Raw genomic sequence first — 16600 nt, 5'->3', positions numbered from 1 at the left:
TTAACATAATAAATCAGCGGCGACTTTATTTTTCTAAATACTTGGCAATTAGCTAAGTGTAATTCTTAATTCGTCAAGGAAGCCTTTGAAACGCTGTGGCGTTGTTCGGTTTTCAAAACCGGGAATAAAAGTGTGCTCCTTAAGTAAATCGTCATTGCTCTTGCCGTCTTTGATGGCTTTCAGCATAAATTCATTGGAAGCCGTGAGAAAACTAATCATTTCACGGATGTTCTCTTTGCTGCCCACCGAGCGCTCGGGAACATCAGCATGCCCGAAAATAAACCGCGTGTCATCACCGAAGGTTGAAAGCGCTTTTTCCAGAACCGAAATCCAGTTTCGCGAGTCCGAACCATCGGCAGTCCGGTAAACCGGGATCATATTGATAAACATCAGATCACCCATGTGCACTACGTTATCGTTTTCGAAATGATACATCGCATCACCAAACGTATGGCCGTTGCCGAAGTGGTAGGCGCGAATCTTCTCACGACCCAGCTCGATGGCAAATTCCTTATCAAAAAGCTCGGTTGCGTAACGCTGTTCGCTCAGCTTATTACTTTTTTCGGCTGCCAGCCGCTGAAATTCCGGTACTCGACTGTGCGCGACAATTTTAGTTTTCTGATCTTTAAAGGCAAAATTCCCGGCGGTGTGATCGCCGTGATGATGAGTGTTCAGCAGATAAAGCACCGGTTTTCCTTTAGCCGAAATCCCATCTAAAACCGGCTGAATCGAATCCGGAAACTGCGAATCTACCACCACGAAACCATCTTTTGTCTCAAAAATTCCTACCGTTCCGCCCTTATTCGTATAGCGTGAAACGTTTCCGCGTACGGTTTTAAGGTCACCAGCGCTCGGAACCATCGGTGTGAAGGTGTTACGCGGCGTGGCACAGCTTAAAATTCCGGGTACTACCGCGAGTCCTAATCCTGCGGCAAATGTTGTAGAGAGAAATTCCTGGCGTGTCATGTGGATGTTTTTAAAATTGATGAAGAAAAGTTATAAAATTTCTCACAAACCGAATTCTTCCCAAATCTGCCTGATGCACATCATTTAAAACTTTAAATTTGCACTGTGCAAACCGAAAAAATCATCCTTGGCATCGATCCCGGAACCACCATCATGGGTTTCGGCCTTATTTCCGTCCTCAAAGGGAAGATGGAAATGATCTCCATCCACGAACTGATCCTTAAGAAATACGACAATCACGAAACCAAGCTCAAAGTCATTTTCGACAGAACTTTAGCACTCATCGACGAATTTCACCCCGATGAAGTCGCGCTCGAAGCTCCGTTTTTCGGAAAAAATGTGCAGAGTATGCTCAAACTCGGCCGCGCACAGGGTGTGGCGATGGCCGCAGCGCTGCATCGTGATATCCCGATCACCGAATATTCGCCGAAAAAGATAAAAATGGCCATCACCGGCAACGGGAACGCCAGCAAGGAACAGGTCGCCGGCATGTTGCAAAGCCTGCTCAACCTAAAGGAATTCCCGACCAAGTATCTCGATGCTTCCGATGGGTTGGCGGTGGCGGTTTGCCATCATTTCAATTCCGGGAACGCCGTCGCCGAGAAATCTTATACAGGTTGGGAGAGTTTTCTGAAACAGAATCCTGACCGTCTGAAGTAGATTTTTAAGGAGCATCAAAGGTAGATGCATTTCCGAAGACCCGACCGGCTTTCCACTTTATCTTTTTCGGTGCTTCCGCTGGCGCTCCACCACCGAAAAAGGATGCCGTTTCAATCCGGGCTATAAGTTCAGGTTGTTTCCCTTTTGATAGGTAAGTGTTTCGTTATCAATAATTTATTTTGTAAAATCCTCTACAAAAGTTATACAAAGATTTTACTTGGTTAAACCTAATACTATTTGTAACATTGATACGTTCTTAACTACAAATAGATTATGAAAATTCCACAACCTCAGCCTATAAAAACCCACCGGATGAATTGGTTTCAGAAGTTTTTACTGATTTGTTCTGGCGGCAATATCCATATTTTACGAAAAACGCCCTCCGAATGGAACAAGTTTGCAGGCATCGGCGGCATCGTGCTCTTCACGTCTGTATTCGCGACACTTTCAGCCGGTTACGCGATGTTTACCGTTTTTGATAATATCTGGATTTCCGTGGCGTTCGCCCTACTTTGGGGTCTGATGATCTTCAACCTCGACAGATACATTGTTTCATCGATTAAAAAGACCGGAACCTGGTGGAATCAGCTCTTAATGTCATTACCGCGACTGATTCTGGCAGCGTTTCTTGGAATCATTATTTCAAAACCACTCGAACTCAAAATCTTCGAAAAAGAAGTCAACAAGCAGCTCAACACCATCATCCAAAGGAACAAAACGCAACTTCAGGCCGAGATGAACGGTCGGATTCTGCAGCAATCCGGTCCGTTTGAAACCGAGAAAAAACAGATCACGGCGCGCGCGGCAGAGTATCAAAGAGCTTATGATTCCGCTTCGGTAGAGCTTGAAAAGGAAATTTTAGGAAAGCAAAGCGGTCTGACTTCCGGAAAAGTTGGTTACGGTACAAACGCAAAACGGAAAGCTGAACTCAAAGAACAGCGCCGGCAGGATCTGGAAAATTATCAGAAATCCATCGCACCGCGTTTGGAATATTTAGACAAAGAAATTTCGAAAGTTTACACGAACATTGAAACCGAGCGAAAGAAAACCGAAACCTTTGAAGACAAATTCAATGGTTTTGCGGCAAGACTTCAGGCGCTCGACGAGCTCGGAAAAAATTCGGAAATCATCGCTGTTGCTGCCGCGTTCATCATGGGACTTTTCATCACGCTGGAGATTGCGCCGGTTTTGGTGAAACTTATTTCGGCAGTGGGGCCTTATGATTATCTTTTAGAAAAAACCGAAAACGATTTCCGTCTTTATGCAAAAGAAAAAATCGCAAAAGGTAATGCCGCGACGGATTGGCGGATTGATGATTTCAGCAAGAAATTAGGTCAGGATGATTTTCAGGAACCTGAAAGCACGTAATTTTTTTGCGTTACAGTATAAAGAAAACGTTTTTATTTCAATGCATTCACCATCTCCGCAATGGCAGCAGATTTCACGGTACCTTCTTCCTGTCCGGCCATTTCACCGTTCTTGTCAAATACCGTAATAATATTCGAGTGCGAGAAAACGATCGGCGTAATTTGTTTGTACTTTATGGCCAGCACATTGGCAAGTTCACGCGTAGATTCCAGATCGCCACGTAGAAGTGTGTACGGTGCGCGGTCCAGATTTTCCTTTCGGGCGTATTTTTTCAGAACTTCCGGCGTGTCGTTTTCAGGATCAATCGAGATGAGGACGAAGTTGGTTTCCTTTAAAACTTTTTTATCGATTTTGGCTTCGATGCTTTTCATATCAGCCACCAGGAGTGGACAGGCCGTCTGGCAACTCGTAAAAATCATGACCATTACGAGGTTTTTACCTTTCAAATCTTTTAAATAAAGTTCTTTGCCGTCCTGGTTTTGCCATTTCGAATCGAGTACGAAAATGGAATTTCCCCTGGTGTCTTTGCTGGTAGAAACTTCCTCATTTTTTTGGCTGCACGCCGTTAAAGCTAAAATTGAGAAGAGGTAAAAAATTATACTTTTCATATTTAGAGATCTTTTGCACACCGAAATCCTAGATTGGATACCGTGTAATTCGCTTTTAAACTCGCCCGGAATGCATACCGCATATACGATGCGTAATTCAGCGCATCCGTGGCTGTAGTGGCCGCCGCCGCACAGAAAAGTCCCTTGTCATCGAATGTTCCGCTGCGTGTGTCACTGGTCGTCATGATCGAATTGAAATCATCCGTCCATTCCCAAATGATATCAAACATATTGTAAACGCCCCAATAATTGGGTTTTGAAAGTTTTACTTTATGCGTTTGACGGTCTTTTTCGTTGTAAAGATTGATCAGATGTGCCGAATAGCTGGGCTTGTTTCTCGCATTTGCAGTTTCCTCGTCGGCCATCGCCACATATTCCCATTCATCAAGCGTCGGAAGACGTTTTCCGGCAGCTTTTGCGTAAGCTTTCGCTGCAAACCACGACACGAAAGTGACAGCGGCATTCGGATCCGCGTTTTTCGGAAGGGTTTCATCATCCTGCCAATCCTTTAGATAGGTTTCGTCCGCGAAAATGGCTTTGACGTTACTGCGTTTCCATTGCGGATTTTTTTTAACGAAATCCAGAAACTCACGGTTCGTTACGGGCCGTTCATCCAGCAGAAAATCTTTTACCTCAACCAAAGAACTGTCTTCACCGTAAAAAGGCTGGTATTCGCCGCCTTTTATGGTCACCATTTTTACTTCAGGATTTATCGAAACTTCTTTGGCTGAAGCTGAAATTTTATCTGAAGTGTCTGTGGTGGCGGCTTTGTCACAGCTCTGATATAGAAAAAAGAAACTGCCAAAGCAGATAATTAATTTTAAATATTTGCGCACAGCAGTTTCTTTTATAGAATGACTATTGAACTTTATGATAAACTTTTGGATTTTTTTCACCGGTTACTTTTAAGATTCCAATTGCACCTTTATTGAACGCCCGGAAGATGGAATGGTCAACCAAAACATATTCGCCAGGTTCCTCTACTTTAAACTCTACGATCGCCGCGCCACCCGCCGGAATAAGCGTTGTCTGCACATTTTCGTTGATTTTGGTTCCGCCTTCCATATACACTCTGTCGAAAATTTCACCGATTACGTGGAATGATGAAACCAGGTTAGGACCACCGTTACCAACGAAAAGTCTTACAGTTTCGCCAACTTTAGCTTCAAGTTTGTTTTCGCCCATCAACGCGTTTTTCTTTCCGTTAAAAACTACGTAGGTTGGTTTTTCGTCAACACCTTTGTCCTGGTCGAACTCCTGCAGACCTTTCTCGTCGGTTTTACCTTTTGTATAGAATTCAGACTGCATGATGTAATATTCTCTGTCAACTTTCGGAAGTCCGCCCGCAGGTTCCACCAAGATCAGACCGTACATTCCGTTTGCGATGTGCAATGGAACGGGTGCCGCAGCACAGTGATACACGTAAAGTCCTGGATTCAGTGCTTTAAAATTAAAGATAGCGGTTTTCCCCGGCGCTACATTGGTTGCTTCAGCGCCACCGCCCGGCCCGTTCACCGCGTGAAGGTCAATGTTGTGCGGCATTACGCTGTTGCTGGCATTTTTGAGGTGAAGTTCTACCTCGTCACCCACACGGATTCTGATGAAAGATCCCGGAACTGTACGGTTGAAAGTCCAGAATTTGTAGGTTACGCCGTCTGCCAATACACCTTCCTCTTCAGTAGATTCAAGGTGAACGATGACTTTTTTGGCTGCACGGTCACCTATTTGAGCCGGAACAAAAGGAGGTGCGAGTGCTTTTTGGGTTTCAGTTTCGCCACTTACTTTTATTTCAATGGCATTTTCAGTTTTTGTAGAAGTGTTTTCAGGGTTTTGTTTGCAGGCCTGCAGCATTAAGAAGGCTATTGCAAATGTTGTGATTAATTTATTCATCTCTAATATTTAGCTTTAAAAGTTTAATGGGACAAAGGTATCCTATTTAAATGAAGTATAGAAGAATTGCCGCATGAAATATATCACGACACATTTCCTACATAAAATGGATTATAAGTGCGGCAAACGCGATGCCAGTGTGAAATCATTAATATAGAAACGCAATTGCAGTTTTCAGAATAAAAGGTTAAACCACCTGCGAATTTATTACTTAATACTAGTATATTCGCATAACATTAAAACTGATTTTATGAAAAAAATAATTCTATCCCTGTTGGTAGCATCATCCCTTACGCCGCTAAAAGCACAAGCAAGCGAACCGTTTTTAGGACAAATTGCTTTCGTTGCTTTTAATTTTGCTCCCGTTGGTTGGGCGGAATGCAACGGCCAATTGCTACCTATTGCACAGAATACCGCACTTTTCTCGCTTTTGGGAACTACGTATGGCGGAAATGGTGTAACAACATTTGCTTTGCCTGACATGCGCGGACGGGCACTGGTTCACGCTGGTCAAGGCGCGGTCTCTCGCCAAGGCAACAGGGAGAGATGGCGGGTACTGAAACACATACGCTGAGTACCACTGAAATGCCGATGCACACACACCAATTGCGCGGCAGCACTGCTGACGGTGACACAAATCTGCCTACTAACGCTGTATCTGCAAATACGAAAGCACTTGATAAAGAATATACAACTACAACTCCCAACGTAAGTATGAATGCGCAGGCAGTTGGTATAAGCGGCGGCAACCAGCCCCACAACAATATGCAGCCTTATCTTGCAATGAAATGTATTATTGCGTTGCAGGGTGTTTACCCACAAAGACCATAACGATGAAAAAACTATACTTTACTGTAGCGGTCGCGATGGGTAGTTTTGTATTCGCACAGAATACCATCACCTTCAATGGTTGCCACAACCTGTTTGAAAATCAAAATTTTTTGTTCAGCAATACAGGGATTGACAGCTACAACAAGAAAATCTATATTACCACTCCGGTCACAGGCGATCAGGAATGCGGCGGACTCGGTACGTGTGAATTTAAAATCCAGTGGAATAATGCGCTCAGCCGATGGGAGTTTTTAGCAGACAGTGGCAACGGCGATTTTGAAAATCCTTATCTGATTTATTACAACGCTACCGGAAACAGCGCAGCCACAAACCCGCCGAATAACACCTACGGAACGTGGGTTGAAAATGTAGCGTTGACCAACGGCGAATGTGGTGGAAACCTTACCGCAACAAATTCTGTAATGACCGGTGACGTCCACAGTTCAAATTTGGCGACCAGTGATGCTACAAAAGTAAAAGTGCAGCTGTTCCCAAATCCTGTGACAGATTTTATCACGGTTTCGGGTGTGGAATCTGCGCAAACTTTACAGATTTTTAATGTGTCCGGTCAGTTGGTTCGGAATGAAAAATTTAGTCAAAAGATTAACGTAAGGACCTGAAACCGGGCGTTTATGTACTTAGAATTATTTCAAATCAAGCTAAGTTAAGCGAACTGAAATTCATTAAAAAGTAATTTTAAATTTAAAGAAAACGGCTGCAAAACTCAATTCTGCAGCCGTTATTTTATTTATTGATTCTAAAGCGAGTAGTTTGGCGCTTCTTGCGTGATGATGACATCGTGCGGGTGAGATTCCTTCAGACCGCTGCCCGTAATCTTAACCATTTTGCCTTCGCGCTGTAGCGTGTCGATGTCTTTGGTGCCGCAATAGCCCATACCGGCGCGGATTCCGCCTGTAAGTTGAAAAACGACTTCTTCAAGTTTACCTTTGTGCGGAACGCGGCCTTCGATGCCTTCCGGTACAAATTTTTTCGCCTCGCTCTGGAAGTATCTTTCCTTGCCGCCACGACGCATCGCCGAAAGCGAACCCATGCCCTGATACGCTTTGAATTTACGTCCCTGGAAAATGATTTCCTCACCGGGCGCTTCATCTGTTCCGGCAAGTAAAGATCCGAGCATCACCGCACTGGCGCCCGATGCCAATGCTTTCACGATGTCGCCCGAAAGTTTGATTCCGCCATCCGCGATTACCGCTACATTTTTGGTTTTAGCGTATTCAAAAACATTATAAATCGCGGAAAGTTGCGGTACGCCAACACCTGCAACCACTCTTGTCGTACAGATCGAGCCGGGCCCAACGCCCACTTTCAGAATATTAGCGCCCGCATCGATGAGGTCTCTTGCGCCTTCGGCTGTTACGATGTTTCCGCCTACGATATCAAGTTCAGGGAAAGCGCTGCGGATTTCTTTAATTTTATCTAAAACACCACGTGAATGGCCGTGCGCAGAATCTACAGCGATGATATCTACGCCGGCTTCCACCAAAGCGGCAACGCGGTCCATCGTGTCTTCACCTACGCCCACGCCGGCACCTACGATCAGTCGGCCGTTCTGGTCTTTGTTGGCGTTTGGATATTCAAGTTGATTGTCGATGTCTTTAATGGTAATCAGGCCGACCAATTTGAACTCCTTGTCCACGATTGGAAGTTTCTCGACGCGGTTTTTGAGCAGAATTTCTTTGGCCTGCTCCAGGTTGGTTTCTTTATCGGAAGTGATCAGTTTGTCTTTGGTCATCAGTTCCTCTACTTTCGCGTTGAGGTTTTCCTGATATTTCACATCGCGGTTGGTGATGATGCCGATCAGTTTATTATCAGCATCTACCACCGGTAAACCTGAAATTTTAAAATGGGCCATCATTTCCTTTGCTTCGGCTAAAGTATGATCTTTAGACAAGGTCACCGGATCGCTGATCATGCCGTTTTCAGAACGTTTCACGCGGTACACCTGCGCGGCCTGCTCATCGACCGGCATATTTTTGTGGATGAAACCGATGCCGCCAACGCGGGCCATGGCAATCGCCATTTCAGCTTCGGTCACGGTATCCATCGCTGCAGAGACGATGGGTGCGTTAAGCGTGATTTTATCGGAAAGTCTTGATTTTAGGGAAACCTGGTTCGGCAGAACTTCGGAATAAGACGGAATTAGAAGTACGTCATCGAAAGTGATGGCCGTTTCTACGATTTTGTTGTGGATAGACATCTTTACTTTCTGTGCAAAATTAGTGTTTTTTTAATTACGATGAAAGCTGGGGTAGGAAATTAGTTTCTTTAGTTCCTGGATTAGACGAAAATCCCCAGAGAATCCTGGGGTGATGTTATTTTGAGACAATTTTTTTTACGTCTTTATCTTCAGAATAATTGATGATTCTCGAAATATCATCGGCTGTAAATTTACCGGAGACATCCACGAAAACCAATTCATTGCCCGAATTTACCGTGATCAGCAGTTTTTTGATGGTCTCGCCCTTTTGTTTTGCCTGAAACTTCACGAGTTGATTTTCTTTTTTAATCGTCATCCATTCCGAGAAATTATTGTGGGTAAGATAATTTGTATAATCTGCGAGCATAGTTTGGTTACCGTTTTCAACCGTCAATACTTTGATATCGGAAATCTTTTTAATCAAGCTAATGAGTTCTTCATTACCACCTTCTTCCCGCAGGGCTTTTTTCATCATCGGTTTTGCAATAAACATCGGTACGTTGATGCTTTTGAATTTTGCGTCTTTATAATCGTAATAAGGATTATCGAAGAAACCCATTTTCGGGGTATTCGAGACGATACAGGATTGCAGGCAGAGCAGGCAGATCGCGGTAAAAATAATTGATGAGTTTTTCATGGTTAAAGTTTTTCTATAATGGTTTCAGGGACGCGCCACCGGTGAGTGAGGCATTGCGCTGAACGCTGGCGTTGGCCCGGTATCTTACGCTGGCGCCTGAAGTTCCGGTGACATTAATGCTTTCGGTGGCGTTCACTTTTACGCTTGCACCGGACGAGGCGTTGATTTTTGACCTTTGGCTGACCAGATCCTGTGCATTTATCATCGCTGCGCTGGTGGCATCGAATGTTGCTACGTTTGACTTTCCGTACAATGTTGCTGAAGCGCCGCTTGTCGCATTCATGTCCAGTTCGTCTGCGTGCATATTCAGTCTTGCGCTGGAGCCAGATGTGGTGGACAGTTCTATTTTTCCTTTCGTCTCCAGGTCGGCTTTCAGGTTTGCTCCTGAAGTGACTGCCACCTGGAAATAATCGCTTTGTATGGTATTTAATGAATTGAAACTCGCACCTGAATTTACCGCAATCTTATTAAGTTTTGGTGCGAAAACGGTGACATTCAGTTTTTTAAATTTCGCATTATGGTTGTTCTCTACATAAATTTTCAGTATACCGCCCACTACTTCGGTTTTTATAAGTTCTGGTCTGTCCGAATCTACGGTTACTTTTTGTCTTGGATCCTGCGTGAAAGACACATTAATCCCCGATGATACCTGTATGCCGCTGAACTTACCTACGTTTCTCTCCTGCGTAGCCACGCTTTTTGTTGTTACCCCAGATGTAGATGCGGTTGTTTGCACTTCATTCACAAGATTGTTTACATCATCCATAGAGATTTTTCCGTCGAGCATCATCAGCACCGTGTTGTCTTCGGAATTAATGCTTAGCAGAAGATTATCCAAGATGCCATTGGTTGCATCAGAAGACAGAAATTTAATTTTATTGTCCTTGCTGTTGACCGTCATCAGTTCCTCATATTTCAGATTTTTGAGGGAGTTGGAGATGTCTGCCTGAAGTTTCTGAAAGGTGCCTGTCTGTTTGTTGTCGTCCGTCTTTTGCGTATCGGGTTTTTCTACCACCAGAATTTTAAGTGCGTTGATTTTACTTAAGAGAGGTTTGATCTGGTCAAGTTCCGAGTCGTTGATGTTGAGTTTATTCAGCATATTAAACATCGGTTTGGCAATTTTGATGGAGGTAACACCTTCTGTTTCCTGATATTTTTCAAAAAGTTGGTCGAGTTTCTCTTTCTGTGCATTTACGTTCAGAAAAGCGAATAGAAAAGCGAATATTAAGATGGTTTTTTTCATGATTTTTAAATTTTTGTATGATGAATGGCAAAGGTTTTATCCATCAATGGTTGATTAATCGGTGAAAGTAGGCAGCACATCGGTATGTGCGACTGTCTTAGATACGTTTTCGGACAGCATTTGCAACGAATATTTGGCTACATCAATGGCTTCCTGCTCATTCTCGATGCGTTGTCCGTTGATGATAACATAGTTAGACTCATAATCCGGGAGCATTGCAGATTTTGTCGCGGCAGATATTTCATCAGTGGCATTTTTGGCGAACTGTGGTCGGATTTGTTTTTTCAGCCCTCCTCTTTTTGGCAGAATCTTATCCATCACGGCTTCGTCATTCAATACCGACGGGATGTGGGCGCTGTCGGTTGTCTTTATAGAGTCGGTTTTTTGCATGGCAAAGCCATTCTCGGCATTAAAGGCGTCTTTTTGTTTCAGGATTTGGTCCTGAACCAGCAAGTCCTGCTCATTGACGCTGCCGTAATTTGAAAACCTGACGTAGGCGCCCAGTGATACAAGCAGTACAAGACTTGCGGCGAGCCAATAAAATTTCCGCGGAGACGCGCTTTTCTTTTTGGGAATTCTAATGGATTGGGCCTCTTTTTTTTCAGCTTCAGCCAGGAAATCATCGAAATCCCACTTCATTTTCTCTTCCCGAAGCTCCTGGAAGATTTCGTCGTATTTATCCTGAGATCTGTCGGTTCTCATAATTCATCAATTGGGTGATTTGTTCTTTAATTTTCTGCCGGGCACGCATGAGGTTCACCCGTACCGCAGTTTCTTCCATTTCCAGCATTTCCGCGATTTCTGAAATCTGATATTCCTCTACATCTTTCAGGTGAATCACGGCTTTCTGTTTTTCGGGCAATTGCCTGATGTAACACAGGATCTGGTCTTTCAGATTATTGGTTTCCATCTGGTAAAGCTCGCTGCGGTGAAGTTGAAAATCCGCGAAGCCCAACTTCACGTCATGGTGTTTGAGCCGGTTAAGGCACTCATTCTTTACCGATTTCATGGCATAGGATTTCAGATTTCCGAAGGTGGCCAGCTCTTCTTTTTTCTGCCAGAATTTCATCATTAAATCCTGTACGATGTCTTCAGCTTCGTCACTGCTCATCACAAATCTCTTGGCAAAACGGTACATCTCATCTTTGAGACAGAATACCGTATCCTTAAAAGTTGCATGAGTCATAGTTTAGTTTATAGGTAAGACAGCGGGAGTTAGGATTTTGTTACATCTGGAATAAAAAAAACTTCAATTTTTTTGAAGTTCATATTTAAAGGTGTGGAATGCGTTATAAGCTGGTGACTTTTTTACCGATTTTATACACTGTTCCGCGAAAGCTGCCCACCAGATCGCCGTGTTGGTTTTTAATGGAAATATCATAAACGCCGGTTTTTCGCGTATCGGAAATCAGGATGCTTTCCGCTGTTAGGGTATCGCCAAGCTTAACGGCTTTGGTGAAATTCATCGCGCAGTGCAGCGCTACAGAAGCATCATCGGTATTATTGCTTGAAAAAGCGAGGGCAGAATCGGCCAGCGCAAAGGTAACGCCGCCGTGCACGGTTCTCAGGCCGTTGATCATCTCTGCTTTTATGGGCATCTCGATCAGGCAGTATCTTTCGCGTACTTCTATGAGTCTGATCCCCATCCATTTTGAAAATTCGTCTTGTTGAAGCATGTATTCTGCGAGTTCGTGTGGTGACATAGTTAATTAGGGTTTCGAGAGGGTGGATTGAATAGATGATAAGTTTTGCTATATTCCAATCTATCAAATAATAATGGACTGACCTAAATTTAAATAAACTTTTTATGTGTTTTTATTTACGTTTAAGTAAAGATTCTTTCCTGCCAGACTTATTGAAATTAAGTACACGATAAACATGTAAATCCCAGGCTTGCTGCAAACGCACCGGTTATCCTTCTTCGGTTCATGCTAGATAATGTTTTTCAACTACATTTCTGTCAGCAGCGGGCTCTGCCTGTACCTTTCCTGCTGGTAATAACGGTAAAGATCCTGTAATGTATCGGAAATTTTCCCGTAGCCGATCTCTCTTCCCCAGGCCAGCAAACCTTTCGGGTAGTTCACGCCTTTCTGCATCGCAAGCTCAAGATCTTCATCATTCGCAATCCCAAGCCTTTTAGCTTCTACCGCTTCATTGATGAGCATGGAGATGATTCTCATGAAAATCTGTTGATACAGCTCCTCATTCTTATCCGCAACAGGCTGCGGGGCGCCGGGAGTATAGTCATAAAATCCTTTGCCGGTCTTACGGCCCAACAGTTTGGCTTCGCTCATCCGCTGTTGCAGCAGGCTTGGCTGGTATTTAAGATCATAAAAATAGTCGGCATACACGGTTTTGGTGACCGAGAAATTTACGTCAATCCCGATAAGATCCATCAGCTCGAACGGTCCCATCCGAAAATTTCCCAAAGTGCGCATCGCATCATCCACCTGTGCCGGTGTGGCAATATGCTCTTCAACAATTCTTAATGCTTCGCCGTAGAAAGGTCTGGCAATACGGTTTACGATAAATCCGGGCACGTCTTTCGCGATAACTGGCGTTTTTCCCCATTTTTCCATTAAAGCATACATTTCCGTAGCTAGACCATCACCCGTTAAAAGTCCCGGAATCACTTCCACCAAAGGCATCAGCGGAGCCGGATTGAAGAAATGGATGCCGATGAAACGCGCGGGATTTTTCAGTTCGGCCTGAAGAGAGGTGATAGAGATGGAAGATGTGTTGCTGGCAATTACGCAGTTTTCAGACACAATTTCTTCTACATCCTTAAAAACCTTTGTTTTGATCTCTTTGTTTTCGATGATGGCTTCGATCACCAGATCGCAGTCTTCAAAGGCTGAAAGTTCTGTGCAGACTTTGATTTTCGAGAGAATATCCTGACTTTTTTCGGGAGAAATCTTTTGCTTTTCTACCAGTTTTGTCAGTGTGTTTTTTAAATTTAATAGTGATTTTTCGGTTTGATGCGCGTTCGCGTCATACAAAAATACGTCACAGCCGGATGTCGCGGCAACCTGCGCAATGCCGATTCCCATGGTTCCGGAGCCGATGATACCTACTGTCATTTGGTTAATTTGAAAATTTGAAAATGTGTTAATGTGAGAATGTGTGGATGTGCTAATTTGAGAATGTGTTGATGTGCTAATTTGAAGATTTGGATGTTGAGATAATTTTGGAGATGATCAGTTGTATGCTTTTAAGGTCGGAGAACAAATTTTCGGATGGCGAGATTAATCTGTCGGAATGTTTACAGAGCATTAGCCAATATTCAACTTCTTCCGATTCTTTAGCTGCTATCTTCATTTTGTGTACAAAATCTGCTTTGCTTTCAGCGTTCTGGCTTCACGGACGTTAGCTCCGATTGATGTTCCTGCCTTAAAGATTTGATTCGCTAACGAAAATCTTTTCTGTTCAAAAAGTAATTCTGAGAAATCGATTATCTGAAGCGCGAAATCAAATGTTTTGCTGACAATTACGTTCTCTTTATCGTTTCTCATCATTTTCAAATTTTCAAATTAACACATTTTAAAATTCGCTATTCCTGCCGCTTCTTGGTTCTTGGTTTTTGCATCTTTTGTCTATTTCCCCTGATAATTCGGTTTTCTCTTTCCTAAAAAAGCCGTCACTCCTTCCATGAAATCGGCGGTTTCCGCGGCTTCCTGCTGCAAAATCCCCTCAAGATCAAGCTGCTGCTCCATCGTGTTGGTATAAGACTCGTTAAAGGCTTTTTTAGTCAGCGAAATGGCTTTTGTAGGCAGGTTCGATAATGTTGTGAGAACCTCCGTCGTTTCAGCGGTAAAGTTTTCATCGCTAAAGACATCAGCAATGAAACCCATGTTTTTGGCATCGGCAGCAGTTATTTTTTTCCCTGTAAACGCAAGATAATTCGCCTGTTGCCGCGACATGATCTTAGGCAGCCAGTACGTGCCGCCCGTGTCGGGAATCAAGCCTATATTTACGAATGCCTGTGAAAAATAAGAAGATTCGGTCGCCAAAGTGATATCACAGATGAGTGCGAGCATCGCGCCAGCGCCCACTGCAGGACCATTCACCAGTGATACGACGGGCTTTCTGCAGTTCGCGATTTCCTTCACCAGCGGGTTGTAATAATCAATCACGATGCGTTGTATGATACGTTCTTCCTTAGCATCGCCCAGCGACAGGGCTTCTTTGAGGTTCTGCCCGGAACAGAACGCTTTCCCACGGCCTGAAATAGCCAGACATCGGGTTTCAGGGTTTTTAGAGCCTTCATGGATGAAAGTCCGGAGTTCCCTAAGCAATGTTTTATTCAGGCTGTTGTAGGTTTCCGGCTGGTTGAGGTAAGCGATCTGGAGTTTACCTTCAAGCAAGGTTTCTATTTCAAGTTGCGTGTACATATTTCTAGATTTGGTTTTCTGATTTGAAATGAATGTTTCAATAAATTCATTCACTTTTTAAAGTTCGGGATAATTTGGCTTAAGGGTTTCTTAAAGTTGGCGGATTTCAAAAATATCAGTGACATTTAAAGTAATCGAACGGTTCCAGACAGTCATTACACTGATAGCTGGCTTTACAAAGTGTAGATCCGAACCTTGACATCTGTTTAGTGTCAGTAGATCCGCATCTGGGACATTTTTTCGGGACGTTCAAGTGGTCTTCGTGCGCACCTTTTTCAGGCGGCGTAATCCCATAAGCCCGAAGTTTTTCGCGTGCTTCATCGGTGATCCAGTCGGTGGTCCATACCGGGGAGATTTTGGTGATCACTTTAGCGGTAATTCCGTTTTGCTTGAATAGTTTAATGATATCTTCCTCAATATTAAACATCGCGGGACAGGCAGAATAGGTCGGGGTAATCACGATTTCCGCGTCTTCTTCTGAAATCATTTTTGCTTCGCGCACAATGCCCAGCTCTACAATATTGATCACAGGGATTTCAGGATCCGGGATTTGAGAAAGAATTTCAAACAGATGATTCAAAATGATGGGTGATTTAAGACAAGAAGTTTGCTAAGGTTATTTAAAAAAAATTAACGATTTACCCGATGATATTACCAAACGCAGTTCGGGTACGTGCGCTGCATGTACTGAAGTTCGCACAGAATATAGCCGAAATATTCGGTGTGGTAGCCGGTTCTGCTGCCTTTCTGCATAAATTCATTGCTGGGGATTTGTACACCAAACGCACTAAAGTCAGCTTGTATTTTATTTAGCCATTGCGAATGGATTTCTTTTCCGGCGGGCACCATCTGTAGTTGTACCAGATCGTCTTCCCCCTCTGTAGCAGCGAAAATCCCGGCTGTGTATTCCCAAAGGTTTTCGATGGCGGTTTGCAGCCGCTGCTGACTTTCGTGGGTGCCGCCAGCAAACATCTTTACCCACGACGAAGCATGTGTATAATGATATTTCACTTCTTTCAAGGATTTTTCGGCCAGTGCCGCCAATTGTTCATCGGTACTTTTCATCAGTTCCGTGTACAGAATTACCTGATAGGCAGCAAAGAAATATACCTTCAAAATGGTGTTTGCATAATCGCCGTTGGGCAGTTCGGAGAGTTGGCAGTTTAGATATTCTTTTTCAAGACGAAGAAAAGCGAGGTCGTCTTCGGTTTTACCCATATTCTGTACCTGCGCGGCATATTTAAAGAAATTGCTGCTTTGCCCCAAATAATCGAGCGCGATATTGGTTAGGGCAATGTCTTCTTCCAGATATGGGCCCTGGCCGGTGATTTCTCCGAGGCGCTGCCCGAAAATCAGGGTGTCATCGGCAAGTTTCAGCAGATAGTTATAAAGTGAATTCATCATATAAATTCTATATTTTTTAGAAGATAGGCATCAGCGGCCTATATGAGCGGGGGAGCAAGTCTAGACCTAAAGCCGAGCGTTATTTACATGTTTTTCACATCGTTCGGGATTTGATAAAAAGTCGGGTGGCGATACAGTTTATCATCCGCAGGGTCAAAAAACGCTTCCTTGTCAACCCCTTCAGATGTTACCATATATTTGCTTGGCACCACCCAGATCGAGGTTCCTTCCATTCTTCTGGTATAGACATCACGGGCGTTTTGCAGGGCCATTTCGGCTGTCGGTGCCTGTATGGTGCCTGCGTGCTTGTGCGAAAGCCCGGGTTTGGTTTGGATGAAGACTTCCCACATTTCTAAATTACTCATTGAAGATAAAATTTGATGG

19 protein-coding genes and 2 pseudogenes are annotated in these 16600 nt (G+C 43.8%); 5 read left to right on the top strand and 16 right to left on the bottom strand.

All coding sequences use genetic code 11. The features are described 5' to 3' along the window. Positions 1 to 48: 48 nt before the first annotated feature. Positions 49 to 966 (bottom strand): MBL fold metallo-hydrolase, encoded by a 918-nt coding sequence (locus CO230_RS09960; RefSeq protein ID WP_122028459.1) that lies wholly within the window; start codon positions 964 to 966, stop codon positions 49 to 51. Between the two features lie 105 nt (positions 967 to 1071). On the opposite strand from CO230_RS09960, the gene ruvC reads away from it, so the two are divergent. Then, complete coding sequence (gene ruvC, locus CO230_RS09955) at positions 1072 to 1626, top strand: crossover junction endodeoxyribonuclease RuvC (protein ID WP_122028458.1); 555 nt, start codon at positions 1072 to 1074, stop codon at positions 1624 to 1626. 273 nt (positions 1627 to 1899) lie between these two features. After that, on the top strand, positions 1900 to 2994 hold the full coding sequence (locus tag CO230_RS09950) for a DUF4407 domain-containing protein (RefSeq protein WP_122028457.1): 1095 nt from the start codon (positions 1900 to 1902) through the stop codon (positions 2992 to 2994). A 32-nt stretch (positions 2995 to 3026) separates the two neighbouring features. Here the strand turns inward: CO230_RS09950 and CO230_RS09945 are convergent, their stop codons facing one another. The 3 genes and pseudogenes from CO230_RS09945 to nirK all read right to left on the bottom strand — a co-directional run. Continuing rightward, complete coding sequence (locus CO230_RS09945; RefSeq protein ID WP_122028456.1) at positions 3027 to 3602, bottom strand: SCO family protein; 576 nt, start codon at positions 3600 to 3602, stop codon at positions 3027 to 3029. 2 nt (positions 3603 to 3604) lie between these two features. Further along, on the bottom strand, positions 3605 to 4438 hold the full coding sequence (locus CO230_RS09940) for a formylglycine-generating enzyme family protein (RefSeq protein WP_122028955.1): 834 nt from the start codon (positions 4436 to 4438) through the stop codon (positions 3605 to 3607). Positions 4439 to 4475: 37 nt separating this feature from the next. After that, a pseudogene (gene nirK, locus CO230_RS09935) lies at positions 4476 to 5492 on the bottom strand (copper-containing nitrite reductase); the annotation flags it as partial. A 250-nt stretch (positions 5493 to 5742) separates the two neighbouring features. On the opposite strand from nirK, the gene CO230_RS12605 reads away from it, so the two are divergent. Genes CO230_RS12605 through CO230_RS09925 form a run of 3 tightly spaced genes read left to right on the top strand, consistent with a single transcriptional unit; the run spans position 5743 to position 6943 of the window. Then, the gene (locus CO230_RS12605) at positions 5743 to 6066 is read left to right on the top strand and encodes a phage tail protein (protein WP_317124748.1); all 324 of its coding nucleotides are present in this window, start codon (positions 5743 to 5745) and stop codon (positions 6064 to 6066) included. Beyond that, positions 6039 to 6323: a hypothetical protein gene (locus tag CO230_RS12600; RefSeq protein WP_317124747.1), complete on the top strand. Its 285-nt coding sequence runs from the start codon at positions 6039 to 6041 to the stop codon at positions 6321 to 6323. The genes CO230_RS12605 and CO230_RS12600 overlap by 28 nt, the downstream gene beginning before the upstream one ends. 2 nt (positions 6324 to 6325) lie before the next feature. Next, positions 6326 to 6943 (top strand): T9SS type A sorting domain-containing protein, encoded by a 618-nt coding sequence (locus CO230_RS09925; RefSeq protein ID WP_228438126.1) that lies wholly within the window; start codon positions 6326 to 6328, stop codon positions 6941 to 6943. Positions 6944 to 7080: 137 nt separating this feature from the next. Here CO230_RS09925 and guaB read toward each other — a convergent pair whose 3' ends face one another. The 12 genes and pseudogenes from guaB to paaB all read right to left on the bottom strand — a co-directional run bounded on the left by guaB (position 7081) and on the right by paaB (position 16581). Beyond that, positions 7081 to 8541, bottom strand: a complete 1461-nt coding sequence (guaB, locus tag CO230_RS09920) for an IMP dehydrogenase (protein WP_122028454.1) — start codon at positions 8539 to 8541, stop codon at positions 7081 to 7083. Positions 8542 to 8656: 115 nt separating this feature from the next. Continuing rightward, complete coding sequence (locus CO230_RS09915) at positions 8657 to 9178, bottom strand: DUF4252 domain-containing protein (RefSeq protein WP_122028453.1); 522 nt, start codon at positions 9176 to 9178, stop codon at positions 8657 to 8659. Between the two features lie 13 nt (positions 9179 to 9191). Further along, positions 9192 to 10421 (bottom strand): DUF4252 domain-containing protein, encoded by a 1230-nt coding sequence (locus tag CO230_RS12230; RefSeq protein WP_162990022.1) that lies wholly within the window; start codon positions 10419 to 10421, stop codon positions 9192 to 9194. A 54-nt stretch (positions 10422 to 10475) separates the two neighbouring features. Beyond that, positions 10476 to 11123, bottom strand: coding sequence for a hypothetical protein (locus CO230_RS09905; protein WP_122028452.1), 648 nt, complete (start codon positions 11121 to 11123; stop codon positions 10476 to 10478). Next, the gene (locus tag CO230_RS09900) at positions 11098 to 11607 is read right to left on the bottom strand and encodes an RNA polymerase sigma factor (RefSeq protein ID WP_122028451.1); all 510 of its coding nucleotides are present in this window, start codon (positions 11605 to 11607) and stop codon (positions 11098 to 11100) included. The genes CO230_RS09905 and CO230_RS09900 overlap by 26 nt, the downstream gene beginning before the upstream one ends. Before the next feature lie 103 nt (positions 11608 to 11710). Continuing rightward, positions 11711 to 12124, bottom strand: a complete 414-nt coding sequence (locus CO230_RS09895; RefSeq protein ID WP_122028450.1) for a PaaI family thioesterase — start codon at positions 12122 to 12124, stop codon at positions 11711 to 11713. 246 nt (positions 12125 to 12370) lie between these two features. Next, entirely contained in the window at positions 12371 to 13534 is a 1164-nt protein-coding gene (locus CO230_RS09890; RefSeq protein WP_410492879.1) for a 3-hydroxyacyl-CoA dehydrogenase NAD-binding domain-containing protein, read from the bottom strand. A 43-nt stretch (positions 13535 to 13577) separates the two neighbouring features. Further along, positions 13578 to 13936: pseudogene (locus tag CO230_RS09885) on the bottom strand (four helix bundle protein). A 78-nt stretch (positions 13937 to 14014) separates the two neighbouring features. Then, complete coding sequence (locus tag CO230_RS09880) at positions 14015 to 14812, bottom strand: enoyl-CoA hydratase/isomerase family protein (protein WP_122028954.1); 798 nt, start codon at positions 14810 to 14812, stop codon at positions 14015 to 14017. Between the two features lie 115 nt (positions 14813 to 14927). Further along, complete coding sequence (paaD, locus tag CO230_RS09875; RefSeq protein WP_122028448.1) at positions 14928 to 15392, bottom strand: 1,2-phenylacetyl-CoA epoxidase subunit PaaD; 465 nt, start codon at positions 15390 to 15392, stop codon at positions 14928 to 14930. A gap of 71 nt (positions 15393 to 15463) precedes the next feature. Further along, the gene (paaC, locus tag CO230_RS09870; RefSeq protein ID WP_228438124.1) at positions 15464 to 16216 is read right to left on the bottom strand and encodes a 1,2-phenylacetyl-CoA epoxidase subunit PaaC; all 753 of its coding nucleotides are present in this window, start codon (positions 16214 to 16216) and stop codon (positions 15464 to 15466) included. 83 nt (positions 16217 to 16299) lie between these two features. After that, positions 16300 to 16581 carry a 1,2-phenylacetyl-CoA epoxidase subunit PaaB gene (gene paaB, locus CO230_RS09865; protein WP_122028446.1) on the bottom strand — a complete coding sequence of 94 codons (282 nt, stop codon included), beginning with the start codon at positions 16579 to 16581 and terminating at the stop codon, positions 16300 to 16302. Between the last annotated feature and the right edge of the window lie 19 nt (positions 16582 to 16600).

This window comes from Chryseobacterium sp. 6424 (genome assembly GCF_003692615.1).
Classification (GTDB): Bacteria; Bacteroidota; Bacteroidia; order Flavobacteriales; family Weeksellaceae; genus Kaistella.
This window is presented reverse-complemented; position numbering and strand designations above follow the sequence as displayed.